16 protein-coding genes and 2 tRNA genes are annotated in these 15,270 nt (G+C 67.7%); 8 read left to right on the top strand and 10 right to left on the bottom strand.

Annotation, left to right across the window (positions count from 1 at the left end; genetic code table 11):
- Positions 1–67 precede the first annotated feature (67 nt).
- The 3 genes from AC3WJI_RS06795 (at position 68) to nadA (ending at position 2,855) form a co-directional block, all read left to right on the top strand.
- Positions 68–925 carry an MBL fold metallo-hydrolase gene (locus AC3WJI_RS06795; protein WP_492756494.1) on the top strand — a complete coding sequence of 286 codons (858 nt, stop codon included), beginning with the start codon at positions 68–70 and terminating at the stop codon, positions 923–925.
- Positions 922–1,605: a DUF4230 domain-containing protein gene (locus AC3WJI_RS06790; protein WP_492756493.1), complete on the top strand. Its 684-nt coding sequence runs from the start codon at positions 922–924 to the stop codon at positions 1,603–1,605. Before AC3WJI_RS06795 ends, AC3WJI_RS06790 begins: the two co-directional genes overlap by 4 nt.
- A 221-nt stretch (positions 1,606–1,826) precedes the next feature.
- Positions 1,827–2,855 carry a quinolinate synthase NadA gene (gene nadA / locus AC3WJI_RS06785; RefSeq protein WP_492756492.1) on the top strand — a complete coding sequence of 343 codons (1,029 nt, stop codon included), beginning with the start codon at positions 1,827–1,829 and terminating at the stop codon, positions 2,853–2,855.
- Between the two features lie 57 nt (positions 2,856–2,912).
- Here the strand turns inward: nadA and AC3WJI_RS06780 are convergent, their stop codons facing one another.
- On the bottom strand, positions 2,913–3,308 hold the full coding sequence (locus tag AC3WJI_RS06780; RefSeq protein WP_492756491.1) for a Dabb family protein: 396 nt from the start codon (positions 3,306–3,308) through the stop codon (positions 2,913–2,915).
- 383 nt (positions 3,309–3,691) lie between these two features.
- On the opposite strand from AC3WJI_RS06780, the gene AC3WJI_RS06775 reads away from it, so the two are divergent.
- Positions 3,692–4,417 carry a Crp/Fnr family transcriptional regulator gene (locus AC3WJI_RS06775; protein WP_492756490.1) on the top strand — a complete coding sequence of 242 codons (726 nt, stop codon included), beginning with the start codon at positions 3,692–3,694 and terminating at the stop codon, positions 4,415–4,417.
- Here AC3WJI_RS06775 and dinB read toward each other — a convergent pair.
- On the bottom strand, positions 4,414–5,493 hold the full coding sequence (gene dinB, locus AC3WJI_RS06770; protein WP_492756498.1) for a DNA polymerase IV: 1,080 nt from the start codon (positions 5,491–5,493) through the stop codon (positions 4,414–4,416). The genes AC3WJI_RS06775 and dinB overlap by 4 nt on opposite strands.
- A gap of 246 nt (positions 5,494–5,739) precedes the next feature.
- Here dinB and nadC point away from each other — a divergent pair, with 246 nt between their 5' ends.
- Positions 5,740–6,585: a carboxylating nicotinate-nucleotide diphosphorylase gene (gene nadC / locus AC3WJI_RS06765; RefSeq protein WP_492756489.1), complete on the top strand. Its 846-nt coding sequence runs from the start codon at positions 5,740–5,742 to the stop codon at positions 6,583–6,585.
- A 147-nt stretch (positions 6,586–6,732) separates the two neighbouring features.
- Here nadC and AC3WJI_RS06760 read toward each other — a convergent pair whose 3' ends face one another.
- Both AC3WJI_RS06760 and AC3WJI_RS06755 read right to left on the bottom strand, forming a co-directional pair.
- Positions 6,733–7,146 (bottom strand): DUF4112 domain-containing protein, encoded by a 414-nt coding sequence (locus AC3WJI_RS06760; RefSeq protein ID WP_492756497.1) that lies wholly within the window; start codon positions 7,144–7,146, stop codon positions 6,733–6,735.
- Positions 7,147–7,168: 22 nt separating this feature from the next.
- The gene (locus AC3WJI_RS06755) at positions 7,169–8,629 is read right to left on the bottom strand and encodes an ABC transporter substrate-binding protein (protein WP_492756488.1); all 1,461 of its coding nucleotides are present in this window, start codon (positions 8,627–8,629) and stop codon (positions 7,169–7,171) included.
- A 137-nt stretch (positions 8,630–8,766) separates the two neighbouring features.
- On the opposite strand from AC3WJI_RS06755, the gene AC3WJI_RS06750 reads away from it, so the two are divergent.
- On the top strand, positions 8,767–9,000 hold the full coding sequence (locus AC3WJI_RS06750) for a hypothetical protein (RefSeq protein ID WP_492756487.1): 234 nt from the start codon (positions 8,767–8,769) through the stop codon (positions 8,998–9,000).
- Between the two features lie 4 nt (positions 9,001–9,004).
- Here AC3WJI_RS06750 and AC3WJI_RS06745 read toward each other — a convergent pair.
- The 6 genes from AC3WJI_RS06745 to aroA form a co-directional block, all read right to left on the bottom strand.
- Positions 9,005–9,091: transfer RNA gene (locus tag AC3WJI_RS06745), tRNA-Leu, on the bottom strand.
- Between the two features lie 79 nt (positions 9,092–9,170).
- Entirely contained in the window at positions 9,171–9,449 is a 279-nt protein-coding gene (locus AC3WJI_RS06740; protein WP_492756486.1) for an HU family DNA-binding protein, read from the bottom strand.
- A 175-nt stretch (positions 9,450–9,624) separates the two neighbouring features.
- Entirely contained in the window at positions 9,625–11,337 is a 1,713-nt protein-coding gene (gene rpsA, locus AC3WJI_RS06735) for a 30S ribosomal protein S1 (RefSeq protein WP_492756485.1), read from the bottom strand.
- Between the two features lie 285 nt (positions 11,338–11,622).
- Positions 11,623–12,249, bottom strand: a complete 627-nt coding sequence (locus AC3WJI_RS06730; protein ID WP_492756484.1) for a (d)CMP kinase — start codon at positions 12,247–12,249, stop codon at positions 11,623–11,625.
- A gap of 52 nt (positions 12,250–12,301) precedes the next feature.
- A complete protein-coding gene (locus AC3WJI_RS06725) occupies positions 12,302–13,279 on the bottom strand; it encodes a proline iminopeptidase-family hydrolase (RefSeq protein WP_492756483.1) in 978 nt (325 codons plus the stop codon).
- Positions 13,276–14,604 (bottom strand): 3-phosphoshikimate 1-carboxyvinyltransferase, encoded by a 1,329-nt coding sequence (gene aroA / locus AC3WJI_RS06720; RefSeq protein ID WP_492756482.1) that lies wholly within the window; start codon positions 14,602–14,604, stop codon positions 13,276–13,278. Before aroA ends, AC3WJI_RS06725 begins: the two co-directional genes overlap by 4 nt.
- A 102-nt stretch (positions 14,605–14,706) precedes the next feature.
- On the opposite strand from aroA, the gene AC3WJI_RS06715 reads away from it, so the two are divergent.
- The gene (locus AC3WJI_RS06715) at positions 14,707–15,027 is read left to right on the top strand and encodes a TIGR02300 family protein (protein ID WP_492756481.1); all 321 of its coding nucleotides are present in this window, start codon (positions 14,707–14,709) and stop codon (positions 15,025–15,027) included.
- A gap of 88 nt (positions 15,028–15,115) precedes the next feature.
- Positions 15,116–15,191: transfer RNA gene (locus tag AC3WJI_RS06710), tRNA-Ala, on the top strand.
- The last annotated feature ends 79 nt before the right edge of the window (positions 15,192–15,270 follow it).

The raw sequence follows: 15,270 nt of genomic DNA, 5'->3' as shown, positions 1-15,270 counted from the left end.
CCCCTCCCTTGCAGGGAGGGGAGCCAGAGGGGTTGCACCGGGCCCTGCCACCCGCCACATCCCCCGGATGATCGAGGCTCCCACTGGCATCGCGCTCGCGGTCGAGCCGCTGGTTACGCGCGTCCTTGCACCCAACCCGTCGCCCTTCACCTATACCGGCACGCAGACCTATCTCATCGGCACCGCCGAGCTCGCGGTGATCGATCCCGGCCCCGACGATCCCGCACACCTCGCCGCACTCGAAGCAGCGATCGCCGGGCGTCCGGTCACTGCGATCCTGTGCACCCATACGCACCGCGACCACAGCCCGGCCGCGGCGCCGCTCAAGGCCGTGACCGGCGCGCCGATCATCGGCTGCGCACCGCTCACGCTCGAAGACGCGGGGCCGCGCGCCGACGCCGCCTTCGATACGGCTTATGCTCCCGACCGCGTCCTTCCCGATGGCGAGCGCGTCACCGGCCCAGACTGGACGCTGGTCGCGGTCGCCACCCCCGGCCACACGTCGAACCATCTCGCCTTCGCGCTGCCCGAGGCCGGCGCCTTGTTCACCGGCGACCATGTCATGGGTTGGTCGACCACCGTCGTCGCGCCGCCCGACGGGGACATGGCGGCGTACATGGCCAGCCTCGACAAGCTCATGGCCCGCGACGACCGCATCTATTATCCCGCGCATGGCGATCCGATCGAGAAGCCGCAGCGCTTCGTCCGCGGGCTGATGGGGCACCGCAAGCAGCGCGAGGGCCAAATCCTGCGGCTGTTGCGAGAGGATATCGGCGACATCCCCGAGATGGTGTCGCGCATGTATGTCGGGCTCGATCCGCGGCTGACGGGCGCCGCCGGCCGCTCGGTACTCGCGCATTTGCTCGACTTGCGCGCGCGCGGTCTCGTCCAGGGTGAGGGCGAAGCGTGGAAGCTCGCGGCATGAGGCAATGGGGCCTGCTCCGCTTCGCCACGCTGCTGCTCGCGCTCGTCCTCGCGATCGGCGCGGGTTTCTGGTTCCTCGGAAACACGGTGAAGAGCGAGTTCCGCGGTCCTGATCCGGTCACCGTCGCGCAAGCGAGCCTCCAGGGCCTGCGCGAGCAGAACCGGCTGTCGACCTTCGCCGCGCGCTATGTCGCGGTGGTCACCTCGCGCCAGAGCCGGCTCGGCATGACCGCCGAGAAGACGCTGATCATGCCCGGCATGGTCCGCTACGAAGTCGATCTCGCCAAGCTCCAGCAGAAGAGCCTCGCCTGGGATGCGGCGAACAAGCGGCTGACCATCCTGCTGCCGCCGCTCGAAGTGGTCGGCCCCGATGTCGATCTCGACGGCATCCGTGAGTTCAACCAGGGCGGGCTGCTGATGCGCTTCACCGATGTCGAGAAGCAGCTCGACGCCGCGAATCGCAAGGCCGGCCAGCAGGAGCTGATCCGTCAGGCCCGCGCGCCGATGCCGGTCAAGCTCGCCAAGGACGCGACGCGCCGCGCGATCGAGCGCAGCTTCGCGATGCCGCTCAAGGCCGCCGGGCTCGATGCCAAGGTCGCGGTGTTCTTCCCCGACGAGCGGCCGAGCGAGGATTGGGACCGCTCGCGCAGCCCCGAGGATGTGCTGGCCAACCGCTACTGACGGTCACCCTCACCCTCCGGCGCTTCGCGCCTCCAGCATCTGGTGAACATCGCCCCGCGATGTTCAGATCATGCCGGGGGCATGATCGACCAGATGCTCTCTCCCGATGGGAGAGGGAGGGGGCCCGCTCGCGAAGCGAGTGGGAAGGGCGAGGGCGACGTATCGGCCACCACACGCAATCTATCCTTGATCCCCTCGTCGCGCAGGGCCATCTGCGCCGCATGGACGCACGAAACGGAATGGGCGCGAGCCTGACGGGCCTCGACCTTCGCGCCGAGATCGATCGGCTGCGCAAGGAGCGCAACGCGGTCATCCTCGCGCATTATTACCAGAAGCCCGAATTGCAGGACATCGCCGACTTCGTCGGCGACAGCCTCGATCTGTCGCGCAAGGCGGCCGAGACCGACGCCGACGTCATCGCATTCTGCGGCGTGCGCTTCATGGCCGAGACCGCCAAGATCCTGTCGCCCGACAAGATCGTCGTGCTCCCCGACATGAACGCGGGGTGCAGCCTCGAGGACAGCTGCCCGCCCGAGCAGTTCGCCGCCTTCCGCGCGCAGCATCCCGACCATATCGCGCTGACCTACATCAACTGCTCGGTCGAAGTGAAAGCGCTGAGCGACATCATCGTCACCAGCTCAAGCGCCGAGAAGATCCTCAGCCAGATCCCGGCGGAGCAGAAGATCATCTTCGGCCCCGATCGCAATCTCGGCGGCTATCTCACGCGCACGCTCGGCCGCGAGATGCTGCTGTGGCCGGGCGTGTGCATCGTCCACGAGGCGTTCAGCGAGACCGAGCTGCTCAAGCTCGAGGCGCAATATCCCGGCGCGCCGATCGCCGCGCATCCCGAATGCCCGCCGCACATCCTCGACCATGCCGATTATGTCGGCTCGACCCGCGGCATCCTCGATTTCGCCAAGAGCTTCCCCGGCGACACGCTGATCGTCGCCACTGAGCCGCACATCATCCACCAGATGGAAAAGGCGCTGCCCGAGAAGAATTTCATCGGTGCCCCCGGCGCGGACGGCAACTGCAATTGCAACATCTGCCCGTACATGGCGCTCAACAACATGGAGAAGCTCTACCTCGCGCTGCGCGACCTCGAGCCGCGGATCGAGATCGAGGAAGGCATGCGGCTGAAGGCGAAGCAGAGCCTCGACCGGATGCTCGAGATGGCGAGCGCGAGCGTCGGACAGGGCGATCTCGGCCCGGTGCCTGCGGTCGGCGGCGATCCCAAGAAGGGCGACTGAACCCCCGATCCGTCATCCCGGCCCAAGGCCGGGGTGACGAACGAATGACGTAGCCGCTTAGACCGTCACCATGTCGTAGACGATCACCTTCGCCCAGAGATGGCCGTACTTCGCGATGAAGGCCTGGTGCACGGGATGGTCCTGATAGGTCTTCTGGTCGGCGACATTGTCGAACACCAGCATCTCGGAGACGTGGAAGCTCCCATCGACCACGTCGCGCGCCTCGGTCGAGGCGGGCACCCCGACCTCGATGCTACGCACGACATCGACCTTGCCGAGCCCGCGCACCCCGGCGATCAGCGCGTCGCGATCGGCCGTCGAGCTGGGGTTCTTGAGCCAGAAGAAGACGTGGTGGACGATCTTGCCCGGCGTCGCCGCCGCGGCCGGACCTGCCGTCACCGCGGCTGCGCCCAGTGCGACACCCTTGACCAAATCCCTGCGATTGACCGGCATTCCGTCATCCCACCTTCCCACAGGCCGCCTTGGGCGAGCCGGCGCATACTGTTTCCGGAAGGCTGTTCGCGGTCAAGGCGGCGATAGTCGTAGGTCTGAACCACGCGCGCCAGCCACAGCTCTCCTCGAACCGTTTTAGGCGAGGCGGTGACCATTCGCGACCAAATGCAACAACTTAACACAGGTAAGGGAACTCCATCCTGTTTTGGCTGATTGCATTGTATCGTTGGCCGATAACCTGCGGACGCTGACGACTGAGAGACAATGCGTCGCGCTCCCGTCCCGATTTTCAACGGAGAGTGCCCATGTCCTCGTCCCTGCTGGCTCCGATGTTACGCAAGCTCGAAACCCGCCAGGCCTTCGATGAGGAAGATCGCGCCGCGGTGCTGGCGCTGCCCCATGTCCGGCGGACCGTCGAGCGCGGCATCCATTTCGTGCGCGAAGGCGAGAGGGTAGAGCGTTGCTGTCTGCTGCTCTCCGGCTTCGCCTTTCGCCAGAAAGTCACTTCGCGCGGCACGCGGCAGATCGTCAGTCTGAACATTCCGGGCGATTTCATAGACCTGCAGGGCGCGCTGCTCGACATCGCCGATCACAATGCCGAGGCGCTGACCCGGTGCGAGCTGGCGACCATCGCCCGCGCCGACATCCGGGCGCTGATCCGCGCACGCCCCTCCGTCGCGCTGGCGCTGTGGACCGAGACGCTGATCGATGCGTCGCTCGCCCGCGAGTGGGTCGTCAATGTCGGTCGCCGCGACGCGATGTCGCGGATCGCGCATCTGCTGTGCGAGCTGGCGCGACGCCTTCAACTCGCAGGGCTCGCGGAAGCGGATCAGTTCGAGATGCCGATGAACCAGGAGCAATTGGCCGACGCCGCCGGCCTCACCTCGGTGCACGTCAATCGCACGCTGCGCGATCTCGATCGCACGGGGCTGATCGTGCGCTCCCATCGGCGCATCCAGGTCAAGGATTGGAACGGCCTGCGTGAACTCGCCGATTTCAACGAGACCTATCTGCACCTGGGTCAGGCCAGCGGCGCGGGCGAGCGCGAGTGTCCGTCGGCAAAGCCTGAGCGCTTCTTTGGAAAGCCTCTCCGCGCGGCTCTGGGCTAAGCCGGCTTCGGCGGCGCGCAAATAGCGCCCGCCTCCTCCGCACCGAACAGGGGCAGCGCGGCTTTCTCGCTGGCCTCCGCCTCGAAGTTCGAAACTGTCACGCCCACCAGCCGGATCCCCTTGTCGGCCGGCAATACCAATCCGATCAGCTCGCGGCTCGCGCTTCGCAACGCTGCCTGCGAACGTACCACGCCGGCGAAGCTCTTGCTGCGCGTGATCAGCTTGAAGTCGGCATATTTGACCTTCACCGTCACCGTGCGTCCGAACGCTTGCGCCTTGGCGCACCAGTCCCAGACCTCGTCGGCCATGCGCAGCACGCCCGCCTCGATCTCAGCGGGTTCGGTCAGGTCGCGGTCGAAAGTGGTCTCCGAGCCCGACGACTTGCGCTCGCGCGACGGGTTTACCGGGCGATCGTCCTGACCGCGCGCGATCGCATGATACCATTCGGCCGAACTGCCGAAATGCGCGCGCAGGAAGTCGAGCGGCTTGTCACGCAAGTCCGCGCCGGTCTCGATGCCGAGGCGCTTCATCTTGGTCGCAGTCACCGGTCCGACGCCGTGGAAGCGCGCTACCGGCAGCGTCTCGACCCAGGCCGGGCCCATTTCGGGCGTGACCGCGAACTGGCCGTTGGGCTTGCGCTGGTCCGAGGCGAGCTTGGCGAGAAACTTGTTGTACGAAATGCCCGCCGAGGCAGTGAGCCCGGTTTCCTCGAGGATGCGCGCGCGGATCGCCTTGGCGGTGTTCCACGCCGTGTCGATGCCCTGGCGGTTGGCAGTGACGTCGAGATAGGCCTCGTCGAGCGACAGCGGCTGGATCAACTCGGTATAATCGGCGAAGATCGCGTGAATCTGCTTCGACACCGATTTGTACACGTCGAAGCGCGGCTTGACGAAGACGAGCTCGGGGCAGCGGCGCAGCGCGGTCACCGAGGGCAGCGCCGAGCGTACGCCGAATTTGCGCGCCTCGTAGCTTGCCGCCGCCACCACCCCGCGCGCCGCGGCATAGCCCACCGCCACCGGCTGGCCGCGCAGCTCGGGCGCGTCGCGCTGCTCAACCGACGCATAGAAGGCGTCCATGTCGATATGGATGATTTTCCGCACGGCGCTGGTCACGGCATCGGTCTAGCGCCGAACGAACAAGAGGGGAACGATTTTGGTTGATCAGCAACCTCAAGCCGTTCGTGCTGACCTTGTCGAAGGACTGTTCTTCTTCCCGAAATGTGCAAGAAGTACGGCCCTTCGACAAGCTCAGGGCGAACGGGAGGGAAGGGTGGTGGTAGGAACCGCGTGATTTCGCGCGGAGGCCGCGATACAGCCCCTTCCATGCCCTTCACCCTCGACCATTTCGACCTCCATGCCTTTGTCGCCGCCACGCTCGCCGAGGATCTCGGCGATGCCGGCGACATCACCTCCGCCGCGGTCATCCCCGAGGATGCGATCTTCGAAGGCGTGATGGACAGCCGCGACGCGATCACCGTCGCCGGGCTGCCGATCGCGGAGGCGTTCTTCCGCGCGCTCGATCCCGAAGTTACGATCGAGCGGCTGGTCGAGGACGGCGATACCGTGCCCGCCGACACCGACCTGCTTCGCCTGCGTGGCAAGGCTAGGGCGATGCTCACTGCCGAGCGTTCGGCGCTCAATACCGTCCAGCACCTCTCGGGCATCGCGACGCTGACCCGGTCCTATGTCGATGCGATCGCCGGCACCGGCGCGACGCTGCTCGACACCCGCAAGACCATTCCCGGGCTGCGGGTACTCGAGAAATATGCCACGCGGATGGGCGGCGCGCAGAACCACCGCATGGGGCTGTGGGACGCTGCGATGATCAAGGACAATCATGTCGGCGTCGCCGGGTCGATCGGCGAGGCGGTGCGCCGTGCCGTCGCCGCGGGGATCGAGCGGGTGATCGTCGAGGTCGACCGGATCGACCAGATTGAACCCGCGCTGGACGCGGGCGCGACGCACCTGCTGCTCGACAATATGGCGCCGGCGACGCTGCGTGAAGCGGTCGCCTTGGTCGCGGGACGCGTGCCGACCGAGGCCTCGGGCGGGGTCCGGCTCGATACGGTCGCCGCGATCGCCGCGAGCGGGGTCAGCTATGTCAGCGTCGGACGGCTCACCCAGTCGGCGCCCGCCGCCGATATCGGCCTCGATTTCGTGAGCGTCTAATTCCCCTCCCGCTTGCGGGAGGGGTTAGGGGAGGGGATGACGTGGCGGCGTGGATACCGTCCATCGCTCCATCCCGATCAGTCCCTCCCCCGACCCCTCCCGCAAGCGGAAGGGGTGCGCGCAGGGACAGCTTTTCGCTTCAGCAACTCACGGCTGGTCGATCGTCACGCTCGCCGGATAATGTTTGTCGAGGTGCTTGCGGATGATCTTGAGGTTGCGCGAGTTCGAGCGGAAGAACAGGTCCGGGATCGCGCCGACCCAGGGGATCATCCCCAGCGCCCAGTCGAACCCGACATTGCCCGCCATCCGCGCGACCTGCATCTTCGACATGCCGAGGTTGCGCGCTTCCCATGCCATATAGGCGCCCATCGCCGCGGCGACGGTGGTGCCGATGCCGGGAACGAGATCGAGCACGACGTCGAGCCCGACCGGGAATTTTGTGCCGGGGATCGTGAAGCTGCGCTCGAGCAGATGCTCCATCGCCTCGATCCGGCGCCGGATATGCGCGGGATCCTTGCTCAGCGGCAGGTCCTTCGCCGCGGCGCTCCATCCCGTTGCCATGCGTTCCGGCCGTGCCACCTGCTTATTCCTTCTCGTTTCGCAGGTGATTCAACGGATGCCAGCCGCGCGCGTTCCGCTGCCACGCCCCGAGCCGCAGTGCGACCAGCGACCAGCGCAAAGGCTGTGCGAGCGGGATCCACGCGGCGTCGGCGGTCAGCGCCGCGTCGGCTTCTGCGATGCGCTGGGCGCGCGCCGCCAGATCAGGTGCTTCGCGCCCCGCCGCGATCAGCGCTTTCGCCTCGTCCGAGCAGGTAAGGCAGGCAGTCTGTACGAACCAACGGCCACTGTCATAGGGCGCAAGCGTGTCGATCAGCCGCAGGTCGGCGGGGTCGGCCGCGCCGACGCGCAGCGGCGTGACCCCGATCCGTAGCAACGTCTCGGCAAGGTGCGCCCATATCAAAGTCGCGCCCGGGCCGGCGGGGAGGGCGATGCGCAGCGTCAGCGGCTCGGGATGCGCACGCCGCCACGCTGCCACGCGCTCGCGTGCCGCCTGCCGGCGTGCATCGGGCGCGAGCGACGCCCATTCGGGCCGCGTCGGTGGGGCGGCCGAATCGAGCTGTCCGGGAAGCAGCGTCTCGAGCGGAGCCCAATCGGGCCGCACCGCCTGGGTCAGCGCGGCACGATCGATCGCCATCGCGATCGCGGCGCGGTTCGTCGGCTCGGCGAGGAAGCCGTCGCGGTCGGCCACCGCGAGCCCGAACAGCCCGAGCGGCTGCTCGACATGGACATTGGCGGGGGCAAGCGCCGCCTGTACCGCGATGGGCCAGTCGACGAAGCTGCCGCCGAGGACCAGGTCGGAATCGCGCGCCTGGAACCGCGCGAGCGCGAGCGCGGCGCGTTCGGCGAGCAGGTGCACGGTCTCCTCGGGCGCCGGCGCGGCCTTTTCGGCGGGGCTGCCCGGATCGGGCACCGGCCGCAGCAGCACGCCCCGGCCCATCGGCCGCGGACGGAACGGGCCGCTGCCGTCGAGGCTGGTGGTGCGGAACACCGCGAGTTCGGGCTGCGCGAACAGCTTGAGCAGATCGGGGCGCGGGCGCTTGAGGCGGACCTCGATCACTGTCGGGGTCATCTCGACGATCTCGTCGATCACGGCGAGGAAAGGCGCGAGCGCGTTGCGGCTGTCGGGCGCTGCCGCGCGGCGCAGCACGCGGACGACCTGCGCGGCGCTGACCGGTGCGCCGTCGGGCCAATAGGCTTCGCGCAGGCGGAAGATGTAGCTGCGGCCGTCGTCGATGACGATCCAGCGCTCGGCCAGCGCCGGCTCGATCTGGCCGTTGGCGTCGAACCGCACGAGCCCCTGCGCGGTCGCCCCCATCAACACGCGCTCGGCTGGGTCCAGCGGCGCGGCGCTGGGGTCGGCGGCCTTGGCCTCGCCGCCGATGACGCTGACCACCACCGGCGCGTCGTCCTTGCGCTGGCCGTTGCTGCAGCCGCCCGCCGCCAGCGCGAGGCCGAGCAAGACGAGGAACAAGGATCGCGGCATCGGGGCCTTCGCTGGTGGAGACGTCGCGGGTGTATGATCCGCGCGGCGCGCTGCCAACCCCCGCTGGCGGGTACGGCCGTACGGAACCTGCAAGCACCCGAGGGGTTCTAGCGCCGGGTAACTACTGGAGCAGTATGATGGCGCGTATTCTCGGAAAGGCCGCTGCGGCGGTGGCCGCACTCTCGCTGGCGGCGACGCCGGCAATCGCCGCGCAGGGCTCGGCGTCGAAGCTGTCGCTTCGCGCGTCGACCGCAAGTGACAAGGAATCGGATCTCGCCGGTGCGCCGATCATCGCGATCCTGGGCGTGGCGGCGATCGTTGCCGGCGGCGTGATCATCGCGACCGACGACGACGATCCCGACAGCAACTAAGTTCTGGTGCGGACGGCGGGACTCGAACCCGCACGCCCCGAGGGGCAGAAGATTTTAAGTCTCCGGCGTCTACCGGTTCCGCCACGTCCGCACGAGGCACCCTGAAACGCGAAGAGGCCGGAACCGTCAAGCGGTTCCGGCCTCTTCTGCATGTGGAATATAGGCGTCGCTCAGACGTTGAGGCGAACGCGCATTTCCTTGCCGGGCTTGAAATAGGGGACGCGCTTGGGCGCGACGTCGACGGTTTCGCCGGTACGCGGGTTGCGGCCGGTGCGGCCGTCGCGGGCGCGGGTGGAGAAGGCGCCGAAGCCGCGCAGCTCGACGCGGCCGTCCTCGGTCAGCCGGCTGACGATGTCATCGAAGAAGACCGAGACGATCTTCTCGACTTCGCGGGCCGACAGGCCTGGATTGTCGTCCACCAGCATTTGAACGAGTTCCGAACGGATCATCCGCACCCTCCCTTGGCACACGCGGACCGCGGTGCGTCCGACGCGGCAAAAATCCCCGACGCGGGGACTCTCTAGCGCCGAATCCCAACTTGCATCAACCCGAAGATTAACAGTTTACGGGATTTATTTGAGGCAGCGGAGGGGGAAGCAGCGCAGCCGCTTCCCCCGAACCATGTCAGTTCTTCTCGTTGCGGGCCTTGAGTGCCTCGCCGAGAATGTCGCCCAGCGACGCGCCCGAATCGGACGAGCCGTACTGCTGAACGGCCTGCTTCTCTTCGGCGATCTGCATCGCCTTGACCGAGAAGGTCGGCTTCTTCGAACGATCGAAGCCGGTGACCATCGCGTCGAACTTCTGGCCAACCTGGAAACGCTCCGGACGCTGCTCGTCGCGGTCGCGGCCGAGATCGGTGCGCTTGATGAAGCCGGTCGCACCATCCTCGCCGACCTGGACTTCGAGGCCCGCATCGCGGACTTCGAGAACAGTGACGGTGACGGTCTGGTTCTTGTTGAGCTTGTCGCCCGCGCCGGCCGCAATCGCCGCCGACGGACCGCCGCGCTCGAGTTGCTTCATGCCGAGGCTGATGCGCTCCTTGTCGGGCTCGATCGCGAGCACGATCGCCTTAACGGTCTCGCCCTTGCGGTGCAGGTTGAGCGCGTCCTCGCCCGAGATGCCCCAGGCGATATCCGACATGTGAACCATGCCGTCGACGTCGTTGTCGAGGCCGATGAACAGGCCGAATTCGGTGGCGTTCTTGACTTCGCCTTCGACTTCGGTGCCGACCGGATGGGCAGCCGCGAAGGCCTCCCACGGGTTCGAGATCGCCTGCTTGAGGCCCAGCGAGATGCGGCGCTTCTCGGCGTCGACCTCGAGGACGACCACGTCGACTTCCTGCGAAGTCGAGACGATCTTGCCCGGATGGACGTTCTTCTTGGTCCAGCTCATCTCCGAGACGTGGACGAGGCCCTCGATGCCGGCCTCGAGCTCGACGAACGCACCGTATTCGGTGATGTTGGTCACGCGGCCGGTGAGCTTCGCGCCGACCGGATACTTGGCGGCGGCGCCATCCCACGGATCGCTCTCGAGCTGCTTCATGCCGAGGCTGATGCGCTGGGTGTCGCGGTTGATGCGGATGATCTGCACCTTCACCGTGTCACCGATGTTGAGCACTTCGCTCGGATGGTTGACGCGCTTGTAGCTGAGGTCGGTGACGTGGAGCAGGCCGTCGATGCCGCCGAGATCCACGAACGCACCGTAATCGGTGATGTTCTTGACGACGCCGTCGATCACCTGGCCCTCGGCCAGCGACTGGATCAGCCCCGAGCGCTGCTCGGCGCGGGTTTCCTCGAGCACGGCGCGACGCGACACGACGATGTTGCCGCGCTTGCGGTCCATCTTCAGGATCTGGAAGGGCTGGGGGATGTCCATCAGCGGGGTGACGTCGCGCACGGGGCGGATGTCCACCTGCGAGCCGGGGAGGAAGGCCACCGCGCCCGAAAGGTCGACAGTGAAGCCGCCCTTGACGCGGCCGAAGATGACGCCCTCGACGCGTGCGGTCTTGGCGAATTCGGTCTCGAGATTGTCCCAGGCGGCTTCGCGGCGGGCGCGGTCGCGGCTGAGCATCGCTTCGCCGTTGGCGTTCTCGACGCGGTCGACATAGACCTGGACTTCATCGCCGACCTTCAGGTCCGCCTTCTGGCCCGGCGCGGCGAATTCGCGCAGCGGCACGCGGCCTTCGGACTTCAGGCCGACGTCGATGACGGCGAGGTCGTTCTCGATACCGGTGACGGTGCCGATGACGACGCGGCCTTCAAAGCTTTCTGCGCCGCCGAGAGTCTGTTCGAGGAGTGCCGCGAAATCGTCGCGGCTCGGATTTGCCGTAGTGGCCATAGAGGATCGTTTCCTGGTTACGTTTTTCCGGCCGGCCGGTTGTATCCGGCGGTCTTGAAAGGCCGAAATTACCGCGGCGGCCGAATGCCGGTCGCGGCATCCTGCAAACGAAAACCAGCGGAGGCACTAGACGCGGTTGAAGGCGAAAAGGGCGCGGCAGAATCGATTCGCCGCGCCAACCCTCCGCGAGCTCAGCTCGCAGGACGCGCGGCCCATAGCCGAACCGGGGGCGACTGGCAAGGTGAGGGTGGGCGAACCTGAACCCTCCCTGCAAGGGAGGGAGCCTTACGTGGGCTTGCCGCGCTCCTCGACGATCGCGATCGCGCGCTGGATCGCGGCATCGATCGACAGGAAGCTGGTGTCGAGCAGCTCGGCATCCTCGGCTTGGCGCAGCGGCGCCTCCGCGCGCTGCGAATCGCGTTCGTCGCGCGCGCGGATGTCGGCGAGCACCCTGTCCAGGCTGGTATGGGCGTCGTGCTTGCGCAGCTCGAGGAGCCGCCGCTGGGCGCGGATCGTCGGGGTCGCCTTGACGAACAGTTTCACGTCGGCGTCGGGGGCGATCACGGTGCCGATGTCGCGACCGTCGAGCACCGCGCCGCCCGGCTGGCGCGCGAAGTCGCGCTGACGCCGCAGCAGCGCCGCGCGGACCGGCGGGTGCGCCGAGACCACCGACGCGGCCTTGCCGACCTCGTCGGTGCGCAGCCATGGGTCGTCGAGCAGGCTGTCGGCGAAGCCGCAGGCGGCGAGCGCATCGGCTTTCCTCGCCGGGTCGAGGCCCTCGCGCAGCACCGCCGCGGCGACGGCGCGATAAAGCAGGCCGGTATCGAGATGCGGCAGGCCGTAATGGCGTGCGAGTGCGCGGGCGATGGTGCCCTTGCCCGATGCGGCGGGTCCGTCGACGGCGATGATCATGCCGGCCGAACTCGCCGCGGCGGCGGCCGGCGTCAAGGTCTGTCCGGCAAAATCAATGGTCGTGGCGCGCGAGCCAGCTGCGCAGCAGCGCGATATAGGCGTCGGGCTGGTCGACGGTGATGACGTGCGCCGATCCGGCGATTTCGCGGAAGCTGGCCCCCGGCACGCGGCGCGCGAAGCCGCGGACGGTCTGCGGCCGCGCCTCGTCATATTCGCCGCAGACGAACAGGGTGCGCGGACCGTCGAGCCGGGCGAGCAGCGGCTCGCCGTCATAGCCGCGCAGCGTGCCGGTCGAGACGAACTCGGTCTTGCCCCACATCGCCTCGTACAGCGTACCGCCGGCCGCTGCCGGCTGGCGCGCGCGATAGGCCGCGAGTTCGGCCGGCGGACTGCCGCGGTGGAGATGCGCGGCGTAGAAGGCGTCGGTGGCCGCATCGCATTGCGCGGCCGCCGGCGGGGCGGCACCCTCGCAGATGTCGAGCGTCGCGCGCCACTGGCCGGGCATGGCACGGCGCAGCCGATTGGCGTCGGCGAGCCAGCGCCGCGTCGAGACCAGAGGCGATTGGAGGATCAGGCTTGCCGTCCCCGGCCGCCGCCGCGCGCCATATTCGAGCGCGATCGTCCCGCCCCAGCTGCCGCCGCCGACATGCCAGCGCGGCACGTCGAGCGCCTTTTGGATCGCATCGAGCTCGTCGACGAAGCGGCCGACCCGCCAATTGGCGGGGTCGAGCGGGGAGTCCGAGCGGCCGCTGTCGAGCTGGTCATAGAGGATCACCGCGCGCTGGTCGGCCAATGCGGTCAGCGGTAGCAGCCCGGCATGTCCGCTGCCCGGCCCCCCATGCGCATAGACCAAAGGCGGGCGCGGTCCGCGCAGATCGCCATTGACCCGGACATAGATGCGCCCGCCTTCGACCGGCACCATCAGTTCGCGATCGGGCGCGAAGCGGATCTCGGCGGCGCGGGCGAACGCCGGGACCGCCAGCGCGCTTGCGGCGAGCCCGCGGAGCAGCGCGCGGCGGCCGAGCATCATTGCTCGGACAGCGAATCGAGCGTGGCGAAGAAGTCCGGGTAGCTCGTCGCGACCGGGCTCGCATCATCGATCGTTACCGGCGCGGCGGAGACTAGCCCGGCGACGGTCATGCTCATCGCGATGCGGTGGTCGAGCTTCGATTCGATTCTGGCGCCGCCCGGCAGCGGCGCGCCGCCCGAGCCCTGGATCGCCAACCCGTCCTCATATTCCTCGGTGACGACGCCGCAGGCTTCGAGCGCCGCACGCATTGTCGCGATCCGGTCCGATTCCTTGACACGCAGCTCGTGTGCGCCGCGCGCGACGGTGCGCCCCTCGGCGAGCGCCGCCGCGACGAACAGGATCGGATATTCGTCGATCATGCTCGGCGCGAGTTCGGCCGGCACTTCGATCGCCTTGAGCGGGGCGTGGCGGACGATCAGGTCGGCGACCGGCTCGCCGCCGACGATTCGCGGCTGTGCCTCGACAATGTCCGCGCCCATCATGCGGAGCGCCGTGATCAGCCCGGTGCGGGTGGGGTTCATGCAGACATTGGCGATCACCACTTCGGAGCCTGGAACGATCGACGCCGCGACCATCCAGAAGCCTGCCGACGAAGGATCCCCGGGCACGGCGATATGCTGCGGCTTGAGCTCGGCTTCGCCGGTGATCGAGATCAGCTTGCCCTCAGGCGTCTCCTCGACGACCAGCTCAGCGCCGAATCCGCGCAGCATCCGCTCGCTATGATCGCGGGTCGGTACCGGCTCGATCACGCGGGTGATGCCCGGCGTATTGAGCCCCGCGAGCAGGATCGCCGACTTCACCTGTGCCGAGGCGACCGGCAACGTGTATTCGATCGGCACCGCCGGGTTCATACCGCGGACCATCAGCGGCAGCCGGCCACCGGGCGACGCAGTGATCTCTGCGCCCATCTTCGACAGCGGCTCGATCACGCGGCCCATCGGCCGGCCCGACAGCGACGCGTCGCCGGTGAAGGTCGCGGTAATGCCGTGGCTGGCGACCAGCCCCATCAGCAGCCGGGTCGAGGTGCCCGAATTGCCCATGTCGAGCGCGCCCTGCGGCTGGAGCAGCCCGCCGACGCCGACGCCGTGGACGCGCCAGACACCGTCGTCGCCGCGCTCGACCTGGGCGCCCATTGCCCGCATTGCCGCGGCGGTGGCGAGCACGTCCTCGCCCTCGAGCAAGCCCTCAATCCGGCTTTCGCCCACCGCGAGCGCCGAGAACATCAATGATCGATGGCTGATCGATTTGTCGCCGGGAACGGTGACGGTACCGCGCAGCGGACCGCGCGCAGAGACAGTGAGGGGGCGAGGCTGAAGATGCGACATCGCGCGCGGCTTTGACAGTCGCCTTGCGTCATGGCAAGGCGCGCCCCACTTTCCGGGATCACTCCCGAAATCCAAGATATTTTGAAAGGCAAGAGGCAACACATGGTGAAGCCGGAATGGGGCACCAAGCGCGCGTGCCCGAAGTGCGGGACGCGCTTCTACGATCTGACCAAGGACGAGCCGGTTACCTGCATCGCCTGCGCCTATGCGTGGGAGCCGGAGCCGATTCTCAAGTCGAAGCAGCCGCTGCCCTTCGAGGCGGTCAAGGCCAATGCCGCCAAGCCCGAGACGGCCGATTCCGACCTGGGTGACGAAGATCTGGACATCGCCGAGGACGAAGAGCCCTCGCCCGACGACGATGTCGATCTGGGTGGTGACGACGATCTCGGCGTCGAGACCGGCGGCGACGAGGACGAGCAGTAAGAAAATCGGTGGGGCAGGGGCGCGACATGAAAAAGCGTCCTTGCCAAACCCGCGGAGCCCTTCTAATGGGCCCGTCTTCCCGGGGTTTGGGGCCGTAGCTCAGCTGGGAGAGCGTCGCAATGGCATTGCGAAGGTCAGGGGTTCGATCCCCCTCGGCTCCACCATTCCCCCCACGCTGACGCCGCACGACGGCGTAGCGACCCGCCATCGGCATCTTTCCGCCTCGCCGCGCTTGAGGCGGGT

Source organism: Sphingomonas sp. FW306-1B-B10E (assembly GCF_058782005.1).
Note: the sequence above shows the minus strand (reverse complement) of the source record. Positions and strands in the feature narration are given on the sequence as shown.